The sequence below is a fragment of the Microbacterium oxydans genome (assembly GCF_900095745.1).
Taxonomy (GTDB): Bacteria; Actinomycetota; Actinomycetes; order Actinomycetales; family Microbacteriaceae; genus Microbacterium; species Microbacterium oxydans_B.
The window spans coordinates 428300-443422 of sequence record NZ_FMIR01000018.1; the positions used below are offsets into that span (position 1 = coordinate 428300).

Below are 15123 nucleotides of genomic sequence, written 5' to 3' on the forward strand. Positions count from 1 at the left end.
GGTGGGGTGCGTACGCCCGCTGTGTCGCGGGCACGTCAGACCGCCCCCTCGGGGGGAACCAGGGAGGTCATCCATGGAGATCGCCGGAATCGTCGGCATCCTCGTCATCGTCGGTATCGCAGTCGTCGTCGCCGTCGTCCTGCTGCTCATCCTGCTGCTGTTCGCACGCAGCTGGATCAAGGTCGCCCGAGCCGACGAGGCCCTCGTCATCTCGGGCCGCAAGCAGAAGGTGCAGACCGCGGTCATAGGGACCGACGGGTCGAGCCGCTCCGAGATGTCGGAGTCGCCCGTCACCGTCATCGTCAACGGCAAGTCGCTCGTCAACCCGATCACGCAGCGCCACGAGATCATCTCGCTGCGCTCGCGTCAGGTCTCGCTCAACGCCGAGGCGCAGTCGCTCGACAGCGTGACCCTGAACGTCGACGGTGTCGCGATCGTGAAGATCGGCTCCGACCCCATCCTGGTGCGTCGTGCCGCCGAGCGCTTCGCCTCGCAGGACAAGGCGATCGAGCAGTTCACCACTGAGCAGCTCGAAGGTGCCCTCCGCGGAATCGTCGCGACCCTGTCGGTCGTCGAGCTGATGCGCGAGCGGAAGAAGTTCTCCGACCAGATCGCCGCCGACGTCTCGCAGGAGCTCGCCGAGCAGGGCCTCATCCTGGACTCGTTCCAGATCAAGGGCATCACCGACAAGGTCGGCTACATCCAGTCGCTCGGCGCTCCCGAGATCCAGGCGAAGCGTCAGTCCGCCGAGATCTCGCAGACCAACGCCGACCGCGCGATCAACCAGAAGAACATCGCGAACCAGGAAGCCAACCTGATCGAGCAGACCGCGCTCGACACGAACACCGCCAACTCGAACGCCGGCATCGGTCGCGCGCGCGCCGAGGCGGAGCAGGCCGAGAACCTCGCCCGCGAGCAGGCGCAGCAGGCCGTGCTGCAGCAGCAGGCCGAGAACAAGCAGGCTCAGCTCGACGCCGACGTCAAGCGCGTCGCCGACGCGCAGCGGTACGAGGCCGAGACCCGTGCTCAGGCCGAGCTCTACACCCGCGAGCGGGCCGCCGAGGCCGCCGCGATCGAGCAGGTCAAGCAGGCTGAGGCCCGCACCCGCATCGCCGAGCAGCAGGCCGAGGCCGACAAGGCCCGCGCCGCCGGTGAGGCCGCGGCTGCCGTCGCGAGCGCCACCGGTGAGGCCGACGCGCTGCGCTCGAAGGCCGAGGCCGAGGCTCACGCCCGACGCCTGCAGGCTGCTGCCGAAGCCGAAGCGATCCGCGCCGAGGGTGACGCCCGCGCCGCAGCTCTCGAGGCCGAGGCCAAGGCCATCGCCTCGAACCAGGACGCCTTCCTCTCGCAGCGCGTGCTCGAGGTGCTGCCGTCGATCATGGCCGAGTTCTCGAAGGGGTACGCGGCGATCGGCAACGTGTCGATCATCGGCGGCTCGGGCCAGGACGGAGCGTCGGACGTCGTCGGTGCCGACAACGCCAAGGCCCTGGCCTCGGTGTTCGAGAGCGTCCACTCGGCCACCGGGCTCGACCTCGCCGGCATCATCCAGGGTCAGGCCGTCGGCCGCGGCTTCGGCGCTGGTGTCGCGGAGGCCACGCCGGCGGCACCCGCGCCGCGCGTCTCGACGCCGACCACCCCGCCGCCGCCCGCACCGCCGGCTCCGGCAGCAGAGTAAACACACCGTCACGACAGCGGATGTCGCGACCTCGTCGGTCGCGGCATCCGCTGTTTCGTCTCTGGGACCGGGCAGACTGGACGGATGACGTCCGCCGCCTTCGACCTCGCCGCCATCGGCTCGGGGCTCTCGTTCGCGGCCGCGCTCGACGAGCTGTCAGCGGCGCTCGATGTGAGCGGATCGGTGGTCGTCACCGCCCCACCCGGCACGGGCAAGACCACCCTCGTGCCTCCACTCCTCGCTTCGCGGAGCACCGGTCGCGTGATCGTCACCCAGCCGCGCCGCGTCGCCGCCCGCGCCGCTGCCCGGCGCCTCGCCCACCTCGACGGGTCGCCCGTCGGCTCGCACGTGGGATTCACCGTCCGCGGCGAGCGCTCGGCAGGACCCGAGACGCAGGTCGAGTTCGTCACGGCCGGCGTGCTGCTTCGACGAATGCTCGATGACCCAGGGCTCGACGGTGTGGATGCCGTGATCCTCGACGAGGTGCACGAGCGCGCGCTCGAGACCGACCTCCTGGTGGGGCTGCTCTCCGAGGTGCGCGAGCTGCGGGATGACCTCGTGGTCATCGCCATGTCCGCCACCCTCGACGCGGCGCGCATCGCCGCCGTCATCGGCACGGACGACTCCCCCGCACCGGTCGTCGACCACGACGTCCCCGCCTTCCCGCTCACCGAGCGCTGGGCTCCGAGCCCCGTGCCACGCCTCGACGAGCGCGGAGTCACGTGGGGTTTCCTCGATCACGTCGCGCGCGTCACGGCATCCGCAGCCCTGAACCTGGTGCGCGAAGACCCGAAAGCCGACGTGCTGGTCTTCGCGCCAGGGGCCCGTGAGGTGTCGGAGATCGCCCGCCGCGTCCGCGACACGACCGATGCCTTCGATGTGCGGGAACTGCACGGCCAGATCCCGCCGGCCGAGCAGGATGCCGTGATCCGCGGCCGCACGCCGACGGACCTTCCGCGCATCATCGTCACGACTTCTCTCGCCGAGTCGTCGCTCACCGTGCCGGGGGTGCGCCTGGTCGTCGACAGCTGCCTCTCGCGGCATCCGCAGCGCGACGCCGGCCGCGGCATGACGGGTCTGGTCACCACCGCCGCGTCGCGCTCGTCGTGCGTGCAGCGGGCGGGGCGCGGCACCCGTCAGGGCCCCGGCACCGTCATCCGCTGCGTCGACGAGCGCACCTACGCGGCGGCCCCCGCTCGTCCCGTGCCCGAGATCGCCGTGATCGACCTCGCGGATGCCGCCCTGCTTCTCGCCTGCTGGGGTGCCCCGAGCGGCATCGGACTGCGGATGATCGACCCGCTGCCCGCCGAGAACCTGGCCGATGCGATCACGGTGCTTCAGGGCCTCGGAGCCATCGATGAGGTCGGTCGCGCCACCGCCGAGGGCCGCGTCCTGGCGCGCATCCCGACCGATCCTCGTCTCGCCCGAGCGCTTCGCGACGGCAGCCCGGTCGTCGGAAGCCGACTCGCGGCCGAGGTCGTCGCGCTGGTGAGCGGCGAGCTGCGCGTCTCGGATGCCGACATCGCGCAGGCCCTCATCGCGCTGCGCGGCGGTCGGAGCCCGGAGGCCCGCGGATGGCGGGACGATGCGAACCGCCTCGAACGCATGGTCCGGGACGCGCCGGGTGTCCGGTCGGACCTCGACGGAGTCGGGCTCGTGATCGCGCTGGCGTTCCCCGGCCGGATCGCACATCGCGTCGAGCGCACCGCCGAAGGGGCGACATTCCTGCTGGCCTCCGGAACCCGGGCCGGGGTGCGGGGTCCGCTCGCAGCGGTGGAGTGGCTCGCCGTCGCCGACGTTGCGCGCGCCACTGCGCGCGCCGCGGCCGGGTCCGGCGCGATCATCCGGTCGGCCGCTGTGCTCACCGAAGCGCAGATGGAGCAGGCGGCGAGCCACCTGATGACCGACCGCGTCGAGGCGGAGTTCGTCGGAGGCCGCGTCCAGGCTCGACGCGAGCGGCGGATCGGCGCCATTCCGCGGTCCTCGGCGCCCGTGAAGGCGTCGGCACAGGAGGGCCGCGACGCCGTGCGCCGGGCGCTCCGCCGCGACGGGCTCGGTGTGTTCACCTGGTCCGACACCGCAGACGCGCTGCGCCGGCGACTCGCACTGTTGCGACGAGAGCTCGGCGATCCGTGGCCCGATGTCTCGGATGCCGGGCTGGTCGACTCCCTCGACGTGTGGCTCGCGCCCGAGCTCGATCGCCTCGCGTCCGGCACCCCCGCAGCACGGCTGGAACTCTCGTCACCGCTCCGGCGCCTGCTGCCGTGGCCCGATGCCGTGCGCCTCGATGAGCTCGCGCCGGAGCGCCTCGAGGTGCCCAGCGGATCCCGCGTCCGCATCACCTACCCGGAGCCCGACGGCGACCCGCACGCACGGCCGGTCGTCGCCGTGAAGCTGCAGGAGTGCTTCGGGTGGGCCGAGACTCCCAGGCTCGTCGACGGGCGGGTGCCGGTGCTGTTCCACCTGCTGTCCCCCGCCGGGCGTCCGCTCGCGGTCACCGACGACCTCGCCTCGTTCTGGTCCGGTCCCTACAGCCAGGTGCGCGCCGAGATGCGCGGACGCTACCCCCGGCATCCGTGGCCCGAAGACCCGTGGGTCGCCGTGCCGACCAAGCACACGAAGAACCGCGCGGCGCGCTGAGCAGCCACCGGAGCCGGAGCCTCAGCGCGTGCGACGTCGCAGCGTCAGCGCCGCGAGCACGAGGGCACCCACCGCGAAGGCCACGACGATCAGCAGCGGGCCGAACACGTCCCAGCCCTCGTCGCCCGCGGCCACCGCGTTGATCGTGTCGATCGCGTAACTCAGCGGGAGCCAATCCGAGATGGCGTACAGCACATCCGGCATCTGGTCTCGGGGCATGAACAGGCCGCCGAGGATGATCTGCGGGAACACGAGCAACGGCATGAACTGCACCGCCTGGAACTCGGTCTGTGCGAACGCGCTGGCGAGGAGCCCGAGTGCCGTGCCGAGCAGCGCATCGACGACCGCGACCAGGCCGAGCTGCCACAGCGGCCCGTCGACATCGAGGCCGCACACCCCGACCGCGAACGACACCGTGATCACCGCCTGCAGCAGAGCCATCAACCCGAACGCGAGCGCATAGCCGAGGATGAAGTCGGCCTTCTCGAGGGGTGTGGTCATCAGACGCTCGAGTGTTCCCGACCGACGCTCGCGCAGAGTGGTGATCGACGTGATGAGGAACATCACGATGAACGGGAACAGTGCCAGGATCGCGCCGCCGAACTGGTCGAACACCCCCTCCTGGTCGCTGAACAGCCACGCGAAGAGACCGACCAGCAGGCTCGGCGCGACGAGCATCAGGGCGATCGATCGCGGATCGTGCCGCAGCTGTGCGAGCACGCGCCCCGCGGTGGCGAGCATCCGGCGGCCGTTCATTCTCCGGCCTCCTCTCGGTGCTCCCGTGCTTCACGGCGTGATCGAGGGACGTCGGCATCGCCGCTGCGGTCCCGCTCGATCAGCGCCAGGAACGCGGACTCGGCGTCGGTCGTGCCGGTGTCGGCGAGGAGCGACGAGGGGGTGGTGTCGGCGATGATCCGCCCCTCCCGCATCAGCAGCAGCCGGTCGCAGCGCACCGCCTCGTCCATCACGTGGCTCGACACGATGAGAGTCACGCCGCGGCCCGCGAGAGCTCGGAACAGTGCCCACAGCTCGGCGCGCAGCACGGGGTCCAGCCCGACCGTCGGCTCGTCGAGCACGACCAGCTCGGGGGAGCCGATGAGCGCGACCGCGAGCGACACCCGAGTCGCCTGGCCGCCGCTGAGCGCGTCGACGCGCTGCCCCGCCTGGGCCCGCAGCCCGACCTCGTCGATCACCCTGTCCACATCGCCCTTCGGCGCCTTCAGCAGCGAGGCGAAGTACGAGAGGTTCTGGCGCACGCTGAGGTCGCCGTACACCGCAGCGCCCTGTGTGCCGTAGGCGACGCGGTGGCGGAGCTGTCGGGATCCGCCCGGCTCGCCGAGGACGGTGACATTGCCTCCGGCGATCCGCTGCACACCGACGATCGAGCGCATCAGGGTGGTCTTTCCGCATCCCGACGGCCCGAGCAGCCCCGTGATCTGTCCACGCGGGATCGTGAGGTCGATCCCGTCGAAGACCCGCACTGCCCCGCGGTGCACCCGCAGCTGCGCGATCTCGACGGCCGAGTTATTCATCATGTGATGAATTATGCGCCTACGGGTCGATCACGTCAACGGGATCCGGGGGCCGCGTGCTCAGTCGAAGAGGTAGCGCTGCAGGGTGGGGCCGACACGGGCGACGAGTTCGTCGACCGATGCCGCGGCGAGCGCCGGCAGTCGCAGCACGTAGCGTGCGATCAGCATCCCGGCGATCTGCGAGGCGACGAGCGAAGCGCGAAGGTCGGCGTCGTCGGCGTCGAGGCTCCCGGCGACGCGGGACAGCAGCTCACGAGACAGGAAGCCCGCCAGCAGCGGCGTCGTGAGCCGGCTGCCGATCGCCGTGCGCAGCAGCATGACCCCTCGCCGGCGCACCTCGGGCTGCTCGAACGCCTCGAGCACGTAACGGATCAGCCGCTCGCCGACCTCGTCACGCGGACCCGCAAGGATCTTCGGCACATCGACGTCGGGTCGCAGCGGGATGCCGACGGCCTCTGCGAAGAGGTCGGCCTTGGTGCCGAAGTAGTGGTGTACGAGTGCCGAGTCGACGCCGGCTCTCGCGGCGATCGAGCGGATCGTCGCCCCGTCGTACCCCTTCTCGGCGAAGTCGTCGACCGCCGACGCGATGATGCGCGCCCGCGAATCGGAGCCGCCCCGGGGGCGCCCTCGCCGGCGCGGCGCCTTCTGCTCGGTCATGACCGCCAGCCTATGACGCGTGCCGACGGCGCGGGGCTCCACCCTCAGTCGAGCAGGTGGCGGAGATAGCGTGTCGGATGCTCGAGGAACGAGCGCCAGTGGTTCACGATCTCAAGATCGCCCCATTCGGCGGGACGGACTCCCCACTCCCCCACTTCGAGGATCTTCGCACCGGGCAGCGCCGCGAGCACCGGCGAGTGCGTGGCACACAGCACCTGCCCACCGTCGTCGGCGATGCGCCGCAGCACCGCGATGAGCGCCAGCGTGGAGTTGAACGACAGTGCGGCCTCCGGCTCGTCGAGACAGTAGAAGCCCGGCTCGTCGAAGCGGCTCTCCAACAGCGCGAGGAACGACTCGCCGTGGCTCATCTCGTGGAACCGCACATCGGCGCCGCCGGTCGACGGGTTGTCCTCGAGATACGTATAGAACGAGTGCATCGTCTCGGCCCGCAGGAAGAAGCCCCAGCGGTTGGCTCCCACACCGCGCTGCAGCCGGATCCACTCCGACAACGGGGACTCGGTCGCTCGCGTGCTGTGCCGCGCCTGTCGCGAACCGCCCTCGGGCGAGAGGCCGTAGGCGAGTGCGACGCCTTCGACCAGGGTCGACTTGCCGCTGCCGTTCTCGCCCACGAGGAACGTCACCCCGGGGTCGAGATCGATCCCCTCCCGCAGCACCTGGGCGACCGCGGGAATGCTCGTCGGCCATTCCCCATCCGGCGTCGGGGCGTCGTCGTTCGGGCGCACCGCCACGACCGGCTGCTGCCGCCGTCGGCGAGAGCTCGGCTCCCAGAACGCATCCATCGTGCTCCCTCCGCGTGGTGTCAGGAGGAGGCTACCGGCATCCGCGGACACGGAGTCGGGCGGGCGCGATCAGCACTCGATGACGTTGACCGCGAGGCCGCCCTCGCTGGTCTCCTTGTACTTGGTCGACATGTCGGCGCCCGTCTGACGCATCGTCTCGACGACCGCATCCAGTGAGACGTAGTGGCTGCCGTCGCCGCGCAGGGCGAGACGAGCGGCCGTGACCGCGGTCGATGCCGCGATCGCATTGCGCTCGATGCAGGGGATCTGCACGAGTCCGCCGATCGGGTCGCAGGTGAGCCCCAGGTGGTGCTCCATCGCGATCTCGGCGGCGTTCTCGATCTGACGGTTCGTGCCACCCATGACCGCGGTGAGTCCGCCGGCCGCCATCGCACACGCGGAGCCGACCTCGGCCTGACATCCGCCCTCGGCTCCGGAGATCGAGGCGTTGGCCTTGAACAGCGACCCGAGGGCCGTTGCGGTCAGCAGGAAGCGACGGATGCCACGGCGACGGTTGGCCTCAGCGGTCTGTTCTTCATCGAGGTCGCTCGCGGCCTCTACCGCCCGGACGTCGGACTCGAAGCCCAGCAGCGCGCTGCCGACCAGCTCGCCGTAGGGAGTCACGGCGTTGCCCGCGCCGAGTCCCGAATCGGCGAGGAACCGCCACCAGTACATGGCGACGGCGGGGAGGATGCCGGCGGCGCCGTTCGTCGGCGCGGTCACGACCCGGCCACCCGCCGCGTTCTCTTCGTTGACGGCCAGGGCGAAGGCGCCGAGCCACTCGCCCGGCAGCTCTCGATGCCCATCGGCCTCGACCGCTTCGAGCTGGCCGCGGATCACTCCGGCCCGCCGCTTGACCTTGAGGATGCCGGGCAGTGTGCCGTCGGCGTGGAGACCGGCATCGACGCACCCCGACATCGCATCCCAGATCGCGTCGAGCCCGGCCGCGACCTCTTCCTCGCCGCGCAGCGAGGTCTCGTTGAGCCGCGCGACCTCGGCGATCGACAGTCCGTTCTCGTCGCAGAGGGCGAGCAGCGACGCGGCATCCGCATACGCGTAGGGGAACCCTGCGGTCGTGAGCTTCGCCTCTTCCCCGTCGCGGCGGATGAACCCGCCACCCACCGAGTAATAGGTCTCCTCGGCGACGATCTGCTCCTCGGCATCCCACGCCGTGATCGTCATGGCGTTCGGGTGACCGGGCAGCCGGGTGCGCGGCGCGAAGACGATGTCGTCCTTCGCGAACGGGACGTCATGGATGCCGTCGATCGACAGCGCGCCGCCCACGGGGAAGTCCGTCCAGGCCGACCTCACGTCGGCGGGTTCGCACGTCTCCGGCGCGAGTCCGCGCAGACCGGCGACCACGGCATCCGGAGTCCCGTGCCCGATCCCGGTGGCGCCGAGGGAGCCGTACAGCGTGCTGCCGACGCGCGCCACGCGCGGGAGGACGCCCGTCGCGGTGAGCCGTCGCGCGAAGTCGAGGGCGGCCCGCATCGGTCCGACCGTATGGGAGCTCGAAGGCCCCACTCCGATGGAGAAGAGGTCGAAGGCCGAGACGTACGCAGTCACCCCTCCAGGCTACGCCGCATCGGCGCCTTCGGTTCACCCCGGTTAACTCGGCGCCGCGTCAAGCCCCTTCAGCCGCGCGTGCTTCCGAGGCATCCTGATCGGACGACACCACGAAAGGGGCCACCATGACGAACAGCACTGCCGGACAGGATCCCGCCGAGGCGCAGACGCCCACTCCCACGCCCGCCTCCGACACGAGCGCGGGCGAGGCGACCACACCCGCCGAGGCCGAATCACCCGAAGACGCCGACCCGAGCGAGGTGCCGAGCACCGAAGACCTCGAAGAGCCGAGCACCGAGAAGGACCCGGGCGAGGAACCGAAGGCGCCGAAGCGCGAAGAGCCCGAGCCGGATCACGAGGCCGTGGGGATCGGGGTCGTCGACACGGAAGAGCCGCAGGCCGGCTGAGCAGCTCGCTGAGACCCCGGATCACCGCCGAGACCCCCCGTGCAGACAGCAGCAGGGCGGGGTCTCGGTGCGAAGCCGGGGCCTCGGCGGATCTACTCGACGAGCTTTCCCGCGGTGTCGACCTCGCGCATGAGCTCGGCGATCTCGGGCGAGACCTCCGGGATCTCCTCGCGGGTGACGCCCGCGGTCGGCGACCACACCAGGTTCACCTGCAGGGTCGGGTCGGTGTCGGGGAAGTCGCTGCGGTTGTGGCATCCGCGCGTCTCCCGACGCTCGAGCGCAGCCTCGAGGGTGGCACGAGCGGCGAGCGCGGAGGCCTTGAGGTCGAACGCGTGCGCGAGGTCCTGGAAACCGGCGATATCGGGGTGGATCCCCACATCCTCCATGCGCCCCTCGATCATGTCGAGGTCGGCGAGTCCTGCACGCAGCCCGTCTTCCGAGCGGACGACGCCCGCGTACTCGGTCATCAGGTTGCGGATGGCGCGCTGCAGGGCGCGCACGTTCTCGCGCCCCTCCGCGGCGAGCAGGTCGTCGATCTCGGCCCGTGCTGCCGCGACCGCCGTCGCCGACCGGCGCTGCGCGTCGAGACCGGCCGCGTGCTCCATGGCGGCCTGCCCGACGATGCGCCCGTAGACCAGCAGCTCGATGAGCGAGTTGCCGCCGAGCCGGTTCGCTCCGTGCAGTCCGCTCGAGGCCTCGCCGATCGCGTACAGCCCCTCGACGTCGGTCTGGTGATCCTCGGGACGAACCCAGACTCCACCCATCGAGTAGTGCGCGGTCGGCGCGATCTCGATCGGGTCGGTCGTGATGTCGAGCATCTGCAGCTCCATCATCGTCTGGTAGACGCGCGGCAGCCGAGTCATGATCGTCTCGCGCGGCAGATGCGACACGTCGAGCCAGACGCCCCCGTTCTCGGTGCCGCGTCCTTCCTTGATCTCGGTGTATGCGGCGAGCGCGACGCGGTCGCGGGTCGACAGCTCCATGCGCTCGGGGTCGTACTTCTCCATGAACCGCTCTCCGAGGGCGTTGCGGAGGATGCCGCCCTCCCCACGTGCGGCCTCGGAGATGAGCGTGCCGGCCGCGTTCTCCGGCTCGATGATGCCGGACGGGTGGAACTGCACGAGCTCCGGGTCGCGCAGGCGCGCTCCGGCGTCGACCGCGAGGCGGAAGGAGTCGCCCGTGTTCTCGTCGCGACGCGACGAGGTGCGGCGCCAGATGCGGTTGTGGCCGCCGGCTGCGAGGATCACGGCATCCGCGTGGATCAGGTAGCGAGTGCCGTCGGCCTGGTCGAAGCCGTAGGCGCCGAACACGACGTTGTCGCGCACGAGCAGACGGGTGATGTAGACGTGGTCGAGGATCGGGACCTCGAGCTGCTCGGCCTTGCGCACGAGCGTGCGCTGGATCTCGAGGCCCGTGTAGTCACCGGCGAAGGCGGTGCGGCGGAAGGTGTGTGCGCCGAAGAACCGCTGCGAGATGCGGCCGTCGTCTTCTCGGGCGAAGTCCATGCCCCACCGTTCGAGGTCGCGGATGCCGCGCTCGGCCCCCTGCGTGACGATCTCGACCGTGTGCGGGTTGGCGAGCAGGTAGCTCTCCTTGATGGTGTCGGCCGCGTGCTGCTGCCAGCTGTCCTCGGCGTCCATGGTGCCCAGCGCCGCGTTGATGCCGCCGGCCGCGAGGGAGGTGTGCGCGTCCTGACGCGGACGTTTGCCGACGGCGAGGACATCGACGCCGTGTTCGGCGATCTCGATCGCTGCGCGCAGACCGGAGCCGCCGGTGCCGATCACGAGGACGGTGGTGGATATCTGACGTTCGGGGGTAGACATGCTTTCCACGCTAATTAGGGGACCCTAATAACTCCAATGCATAGTTCGAGTGGAAACGATGCCGGTAGGCTATGACCATGAACCTCGAGCAGCTCCGCGGGTTCGTCGAGGTCGCACGCCTCGGACATTTCACCCGCGCCTCCGAGCACCTGCACCTGGCACAGCCGTCGCTGAGCCGACAGATCTCCACCCTCGAACGCGAACTCGGCGCCGAACTTTTCCACCGGGCACGCGGCCACATCGCGCTCACCGCCGCGGGAGAGACGCTCCTCCCCCGCGCACAGCGCATGCTCGCCGAAGCCGATGCGATCCGCGACGAGATGGGCGAGCTGGCCGGCCTCCGCCGTGGACGGGTGCGACTGGGCGCGCCGCCCACGCTCTGCATCAGCCTCGTCGCCGAGGCGATCAGCGTGTTCCATGCGAGCCATCCGGGGGTCGATCTGCATCTGACCGAGAGCGGTTCGCGCCGGCTCGTCGATCAGCTCGCCGTCGGCGCGGTCGACATCGCCCTCATCACCGAATCCGACGGTCCACCGCCGTCGGGCTTCAGCCTCACGCGCATGCCGCTGCTCGCCGAAGAGCTCGTCGTCATCTCCGCCGCGACAGAGCCACCCGTCTCGACCATGCCCGCGATGAGCCTCTCCCACCTGGCCACGCTCCCGCTGATCGCTCTCGACGAGACGTACGAGCTGCGAGCGACCACCGACGCCGCCTTCCGCGCCGAGGGCCTGGTGCCCACCCACGTGCTCGAGGGAGCCGAGATGGATGCCGTGCTGCGCTTCGTCGAGCGCGGTGTCGGTGTGGCGGTGGTCCCGGCGATGGTGCTGCTCGATCGCCCCGCACTGCGCTCGGTTCGGCTGACGCATCCGATGATGACCCGCACCGTGAGCCTCGCCCACCGAGCGGACGTCACCCCTGCGGTCGCTGTCGCGGCGATCCGCGAGGTGATCGTGGCCACGGCCGCGGAGGTCGCGCGCCGCGACCCCGCGATCACCAGCCTCCTCTGACGCGGCCTGCGGTCAACCCGAGAGCGCCCCACCAGCGGCCCCGAGAATGGGACCCGGATACAGCAGAATCCCCACCGCTTTCGCGACGGGGATTCTGTACTGTCTCAACACAGTGTGCGCCCGAAGGGACTCGAACCCCTAACCTTCTGATCCGTAGTCAGATGCTCTATCCATTGAGCTACGGGCGCCCAGCCCGCTCAGCGGGCCGTGGAACAGCCTACAACAGTCCTGACGCGAAAGCGAAACGAGGCCTCAGTCGCTCGCCGCCTCGACTTTCTGCTGCTTCTTGCGCCGCTTGGCCCGCGCGCGCTGCTCGGAGGAGAGGGCCTGAAGGTCGACGAGACGCAGTGCCTGCATGCGTGCTTCGCGCATGCGGTTGTAGTCGGGATCCTGGTCGGGACGCATGCCCTCGACCCGCAGTCGGCGGTCGAGATTGTGGCGCACGTCTGCCCAGGCGGCGTCGCGCGCCTCTTCGACGATCTGGGCCAGCCGCTCCCGGTCTTCCATCACCTCACGCAGGCGCTGACCGACCCCGGTGGACTGCTTGGCCCGGCGGCGCAGGTTGCGCACATCGCGGTCGCGGTAGTCGTGCGTGCCCACCGGATCGGAGTGCCGACCCCTGGCGCGCTTGCGCAGAGCGGTGACGTTGGCGGCCGCCTCTTCCGCCTCTTCGGCCATCGCCCGCAGCGCCTCCCGCGCGTCGTCGATGTACTTCTCCATGTCGAAGACGCCGTCTTCGGCGATGGTGCCGATGAGGATGTGATTCTTCACGGCGAGGCGCGCGGCAGCCGTCGCGATCGCGACGCCTTCGGCGATGGCATCCGCTGTCCGTCCCACCGGTACCTCCTCTCCACGAGCGTACCGGTATCACTGGGGCCCGGTGTCGGCCAGAATGGTTCCGGATCAGCATGCCCCACCCCTCCGACATCCGCAGCCACGGCCCCGGATCGCGCACCGCAGGAGACTCATGAAACACCTCGATCTCGCCGGCAGCACCACCGTGATCACGGGAGCCGCGAACGGCATGGGCGCCGACATCGCCCGCCTGCTGGCCGCGCGAGGAGCGCACCTCGCCCTGATCGACCACGACAGTGCCGCGCTCGCGACCCTCGCCGCCGAACTGGGAGACGCCCGGGTGACCAGGCACGTGGTCGACCTCCGCGACGACGACGCCGTGTTCGCCGCCGCCACCGAGATCACCGCAGCGCATCCGAGGGTCAACGCCCTCATCACCTGCGCCGGCTCGTCGATGCTCGGAAACCTCGACCAGCTCACGATGGAGGAGATGCGCTGGCTCACCGACGTGAATCTCTGGGGCACGGTCTCGATCACCAAGGCGCTGCTGCCCGCCCTCCGCGCCGCGCCCGCCGCGCACATCACCCACTTCGCGAGCGTGTACGCACTCGCCGCTCCGGCCGGACGCATCCCCTACGCGCTGAGCAAGTTCGCCGTGCGGGGCTTCTCCGAGGCGCTGCGGCACGAGCTGGAGGGCACCACGGTCAGCGTCGGAGCGGTGTACCCGGCAGGCGTGCGCACCGGCATCATCCTGCACGGACGCTACGCCGCCGCGATCGATCCGGAAGTCGCCGCCCGTGCCGCCGCGGCGCAGGCCGCGATGTACCACACCGACCCGGCGGATGCCGCAGCCCGCATCATCCGGGCGACCGAGCGACGGGCTGCCCGCACGATGGTCGGACGCGAGGCACGGCTCATCGACGTGCTCACGCGCATCGCCCCGTCGTCGTACTGGCGCGTGATGCGACGGCCGCTGCGCGCGGCGATCGACACGACCACGCCGGTCGCCTGACCTCACCGGCCGGGCCGGGTCAGCGGACGGCGCCCACCCAGATGCCCGAGGCCCAGGCCTGCTGATCGCCGTTGCAGCCGACCGAGCCGGGGTAGCCGCGGACGACGGCCATGCAGTTGGCGAGGAACTCCGGGTCGTTGCCGAACATCGAGGCGTACGCGCCGGAAGACGTGAGCGCGCCCCAGACCCGGAACTGGTAGATGTGCGCGAGCTCGTGCGCCATGGCCCAGTTCAACCGGCCCGCACTCCAGTTCGCGATGTCGCCGCGGTACTTGATGTAGCCGTTGCTGTTGGCGCAGGCCGGCGCGTTCCCACCCGCGCACGACGACGACTCGTACAGCCCGACGCCGCCTCCGCCGACGAGGTCGAGCGCCGCCCGCACCCGCGCGTAACCGTCGGGCCCGCTCGATGTCCAGGCCGGGCCACCCGGTCCTGCGCTCTGCGCGGCCTGCACCGAGGCGACCTGCGTGCCGACCTTCTCGGCGAGCGCATGCACCGTGGCCGTGGCGGCGGTGACGGTCGCGGGGTCGTCCGACTCGGCCAGCACGGTCTGCTGCGCCGACAGCGCGGCCGCCCGATGAGAGGCGGTGTCGACCATCCCCTGTGCGTTGTCGAAGACGCGGCTCAGAGCCGCGATCTCGGCGACGAATGCCGGCCGGACGGCGAGCACCGACGCGCGGTCGGCGGTGTCCTGCTCGGCCTGCGCGATGGTCGCCTCGAGATACTCGGTGCGCTGCCTGGCCTCGTGGTACTGCTGCGACAGGGTGCCGAATTCCGCCACGACCGCGACGCGCTCCTGCTCGAGGGCATCCGCCCTGGCGAGCACTCCGGCGGACAGCACGACCGCCGCCGCGAGCGTGACCGCCAGCACCCGGCGCATCACCGGAGGAACCCCGTGGTGTCGCCGATCTCGGCATCCTGTTCAGCGATCTGCGACCGCAGCGCGGTGAGCTTCTGCGCGAGCTCGAGGTTCTCGCCGTGAGACTCGTCCAGGGCGCGCTCGACACGGACGATCTCCGCTTTGACGGCGGTGAGGGCTGCCACCCGCTCCTGATCGGCGATCGCGACCAGCGCGACTCCCCCGAGAAGCAGCAGGCACCCGACCGCGACAGCAAGACTCCGCATCTCGCTCCCCAGAACAGCGCAACGTTTCCGGACCGACTCCGATCGGACCAATATACAACTGGACCCGTCGTCGGTGTTCCCGAA

The 15123-nt window shown here is 70.6% G+C and carries 14 protein-coding genes and 1 tRNA gene; 5 read left to right on the forward strand and 10 right to left on the reverse strand.

Annotated features, from left to right (window positions below):
- Positions 1-73 precede the first annotated feature (73 nt).
- Both BQ2383_RS14805 and hrpB read left to right on the forward strand, forming a co-directional pair.
- Complete coding sequence (locus BQ2383_RS14805) at positions 74-1675, forward strand: SPFH domain-containing protein (RefSeq protein ID WP_091035575.1); 1602 nt, start codon at positions 74-76, stop codon at positions 1673-1675.
- 84 nt (positions 1676-1759) lie between these two features.
- Positions 1760-4315 (forward strand): ATP-dependent helicase HrpB, encoded by a 2556-nt coding sequence (gene hrpB / locus BQ2383_RS14810; RefSeq protein ID WP_091035578.1) that lies wholly within the window; start codon positions 1760-1762, stop codon positions 4313-4315.
- Positions 4316-4336: 21 nt separating this feature from the next.
- Here the strand turns inward: hrpB and BQ2383_RS14815 are convergent, their stop codons facing one another.
- From BQ2383_RS14815 to BQ2383_RS14835, 5 genes are all read right to left on the reverse strand, one after another.
- Positions 4337-5071 (reverse strand): ABC transporter permease, encoded by a 735-nt coding sequence (locus BQ2383_RS14815; RefSeq protein ID WP_091035581.1) that lies wholly within the window; start codon positions 5069-5071, stop codon positions 4337-4339.
- Positions 5068-5850, reverse strand: coding sequence for an ABC transporter ATP-binding protein (locus BQ2383_RS14820; RefSeq protein ID WP_091035584.1), 783 nt, complete (start codon positions 5848-5850; stop codon positions 5068-5070). Before BQ2383_RS14820 ends, BQ2383_RS14815 begins: the two co-directional genes overlap by 4 nt.
- Positions 5851-5907: 57 nt before the next feature.
- On the reverse strand, positions 5908-6504 hold the full coding sequence (locus BQ2383_RS14825) for a TetR family transcriptional regulator (protein ID WP_091035918.1): 597 nt from the start codon (positions 6502-6504) through the stop codon (positions 5908-5910).
- A 44-nt stretch (positions 6505-6548) separates the two neighbouring features.
- Positions 6549-7304 carry an AAA family ATPase gene (locus BQ2383_RS14830; protein ID WP_091035587.1) on the reverse strand — a complete coding sequence of 252 codons (756 nt, stop codon included), beginning with the start codon at positions 7302-7304 and terminating at the stop codon, positions 6549-6551.
- Positions 7305-7373: 69 nt separating this feature from the next.
- A complete protein-coding gene (locus BQ2383_RS14835) occupies positions 7374-8870 on the reverse strand; it encodes an L-serine ammonia-lyase, iron-sulfur-dependent, subunit alpha (protein WP_091035590.1) in 1497 nt (498 codons plus the stop codon).
- Positions 8871-8995: 125 nt separating this feature from the next.
- Between BQ2383_RS14835 and BQ2383_RS14840 the strand changes: the two genes are divergently transcribed.
- Positions 8996-9277, forward strand: coding sequence for a hypothetical protein (locus BQ2383_RS14840; RefSeq protein ID WP_091035593.1), 282 nt, complete (start codon positions 8996-8998; stop codon positions 9275-9277).
- Between the two features lie 92 nt (positions 9278-9369).
- Here the strand turns inward: BQ2383_RS14840 and BQ2383_RS14845 are convergent, their stop codons facing one another.
- Positions 9370-11100, reverse strand: a complete 1731-nt coding sequence (locus BQ2383_RS14845; RefSeq protein ID WP_091035596.1) for an L-aspartate oxidase — start codon at positions 11098-11100, stop codon at positions 9370-9372.
- Between the two features lie 71 nt (positions 11101-11171).
- Between BQ2383_RS14845 and BQ2383_RS14850 the strand changes: the two genes are divergently transcribed.
- Positions 11172-12107, forward strand: coding sequence for a LysR family transcriptional regulator (locus BQ2383_RS14850; protein WP_091035601.1), 936 nt, complete (start codon positions 11172-11174; stop codon positions 12105-12107).
- A gap of 115 nt (positions 12108-12222) precedes the next feature.
- Here BQ2383_RS14850 and BQ2383_RS14855 read toward each other — a convergent pair.
- Both BQ2383_RS14855 and BQ2383_RS14860 read right to left on the reverse strand, forming a co-directional pair.
- Positions 12223-12295, reverse strand: a tRNA-Arg gene (locus BQ2383_RS14855).
- A 64-nt stretch (positions 12296-12359) separates the two neighbouring features.
- Positions 12360-12944, reverse strand: a complete 585-nt coding sequence (locus BQ2383_RS14860; RefSeq protein ID WP_091035604.1) for an asparagine synthase — start codon at positions 12942-12944, stop codon at positions 12360-12362.
- 130 nt (positions 12945-13074) lie between these two features.
- Here BQ2383_RS14860 and BQ2383_RS14865 point away from each other — a divergent pair, with 130 nt between their 5' ends.
- Positions 13075-13914: an SDR family NAD(P)-dependent oxidoreductase gene (locus BQ2383_RS14865; RefSeq protein ID WP_091035607.1), complete on the forward strand. Its 840-nt coding sequence runs from the start codon at positions 13075-13077 to the stop codon at positions 13912-13914.
- Positions 13915-13933: 19 nt separating this feature from the next.
- On the opposite strand, the gene BQ2383_RS14870 is transcribed toward BQ2383_RS14865, so the two are convergent.
- Complete coding sequence (locus BQ2383_RS14870; protein WP_091035611.1) at positions 13934-14794, reverse strand: hypothetical protein; 861 nt, start codon at positions 14792-14794, stop codon at positions 13934-13936.
- On the reverse strand, positions 14794-15039 hold the full coding sequence (locus tag BQ2383_RS14875; RefSeq protein WP_091035614.1) for a hypothetical protein: 246 nt from the start codon (positions 15037-15039) through the stop codon (positions 14794-14796). Before BQ2383_RS14875 ends, BQ2383_RS14870 begins: the two co-directional genes overlap by 1 nt.
- Positions 15040-15123 lie beyond the last annotated feature (84 nt).

Excerpts from the sequence above, each read along its gene's own strand:
- BQ2383_RS14805 (WP_091035575.1), top strand. The coding sequence starts at position 74 with ATGGAGATCGCCGGAATCGTCGGCATCCTCGTCATCGTCGGTATCGCA.
- BQ2383_RS14840 (WP_091035593.1), top strand. The coding sequence starts at position 8,996 with ATGACGAACAGCACTGCCGGACAGGATCCCGCCGAGGCGCAGACGCCC.
- BQ2383_RS14830 (WP_091035587.1), bottom strand. The coding sequence starts at position 7,304 with ATGGATGCGTTCTGGGAGCCGAGCTCTCGCCGACGGCGGCAGCAGCCG.
- hrpB (WP_091035578.1), top strand. The coding sequence starts at position 1,760 with ATGACGTCCGCCGCCTTCGACCTCGCCGCCATCGGCTCGGGGCTCTCG.
- BQ2383_RS14865 (WP_091035607.1), top strand. The coding sequence starts at position 13,075 with ATGAAACACCTCGATCTCGCCGGCAGCACCACCGTGATCACGGGAGCC.
- BQ2383_RS14825 (WP_091035918.1), bottom strand. The coding sequence starts at position 6,504 with ATGACCGAGCAGAAGGCGCCGCGCCGGCGAGGGCGCCCCCGGGGCGGC.
- BQ2383_RS14870 (WP_091035611.1), bottom strand. The coding sequence starts at position 14,794 with ATGCGCCGGGTGCTGGCGGTCACGCTCGCGGCGGCGGTCGTGCTGTCC.
- BQ2383_RS14820 (WP_091035584.1), bottom strand. The coding sequence starts at position 5,850 with ATGATGAATAACTCGGCCGTCGAGATCGCGCAGCTGCGGGTGCACCGC.
- BQ2383_RS14875 (WP_091035614.1), bottom strand. The coding sequence starts at position 15,039 with ATGCGGAGTCTTGCTGTCGCGGTCGGGTGCCTGCTGCTTCTCGGGGGA.
- BQ2383_RS14815 (WP_091035581.1), bottom strand. The coding sequence starts at position 5,071 with ATGAACGGCCGCCGGATGCTCGCCACCGCGGGGCGCGTGCTCGCACAG.
- BQ2383_RS14845 (WP_091035596.1), bottom strand. The coding sequence starts at position 11,100 with ATGTCTACCCCCGAACGTCAGATATCCACCACCGTCCTCGTGATCGGC.
- BQ2383_RS14850 (WP_091035601.1), top strand. The coding sequence starts at position 11,172 with ATGACCATGAACCTCGAGCAGCTCCGCGGGTTCGTCGAGGTCGCACGC.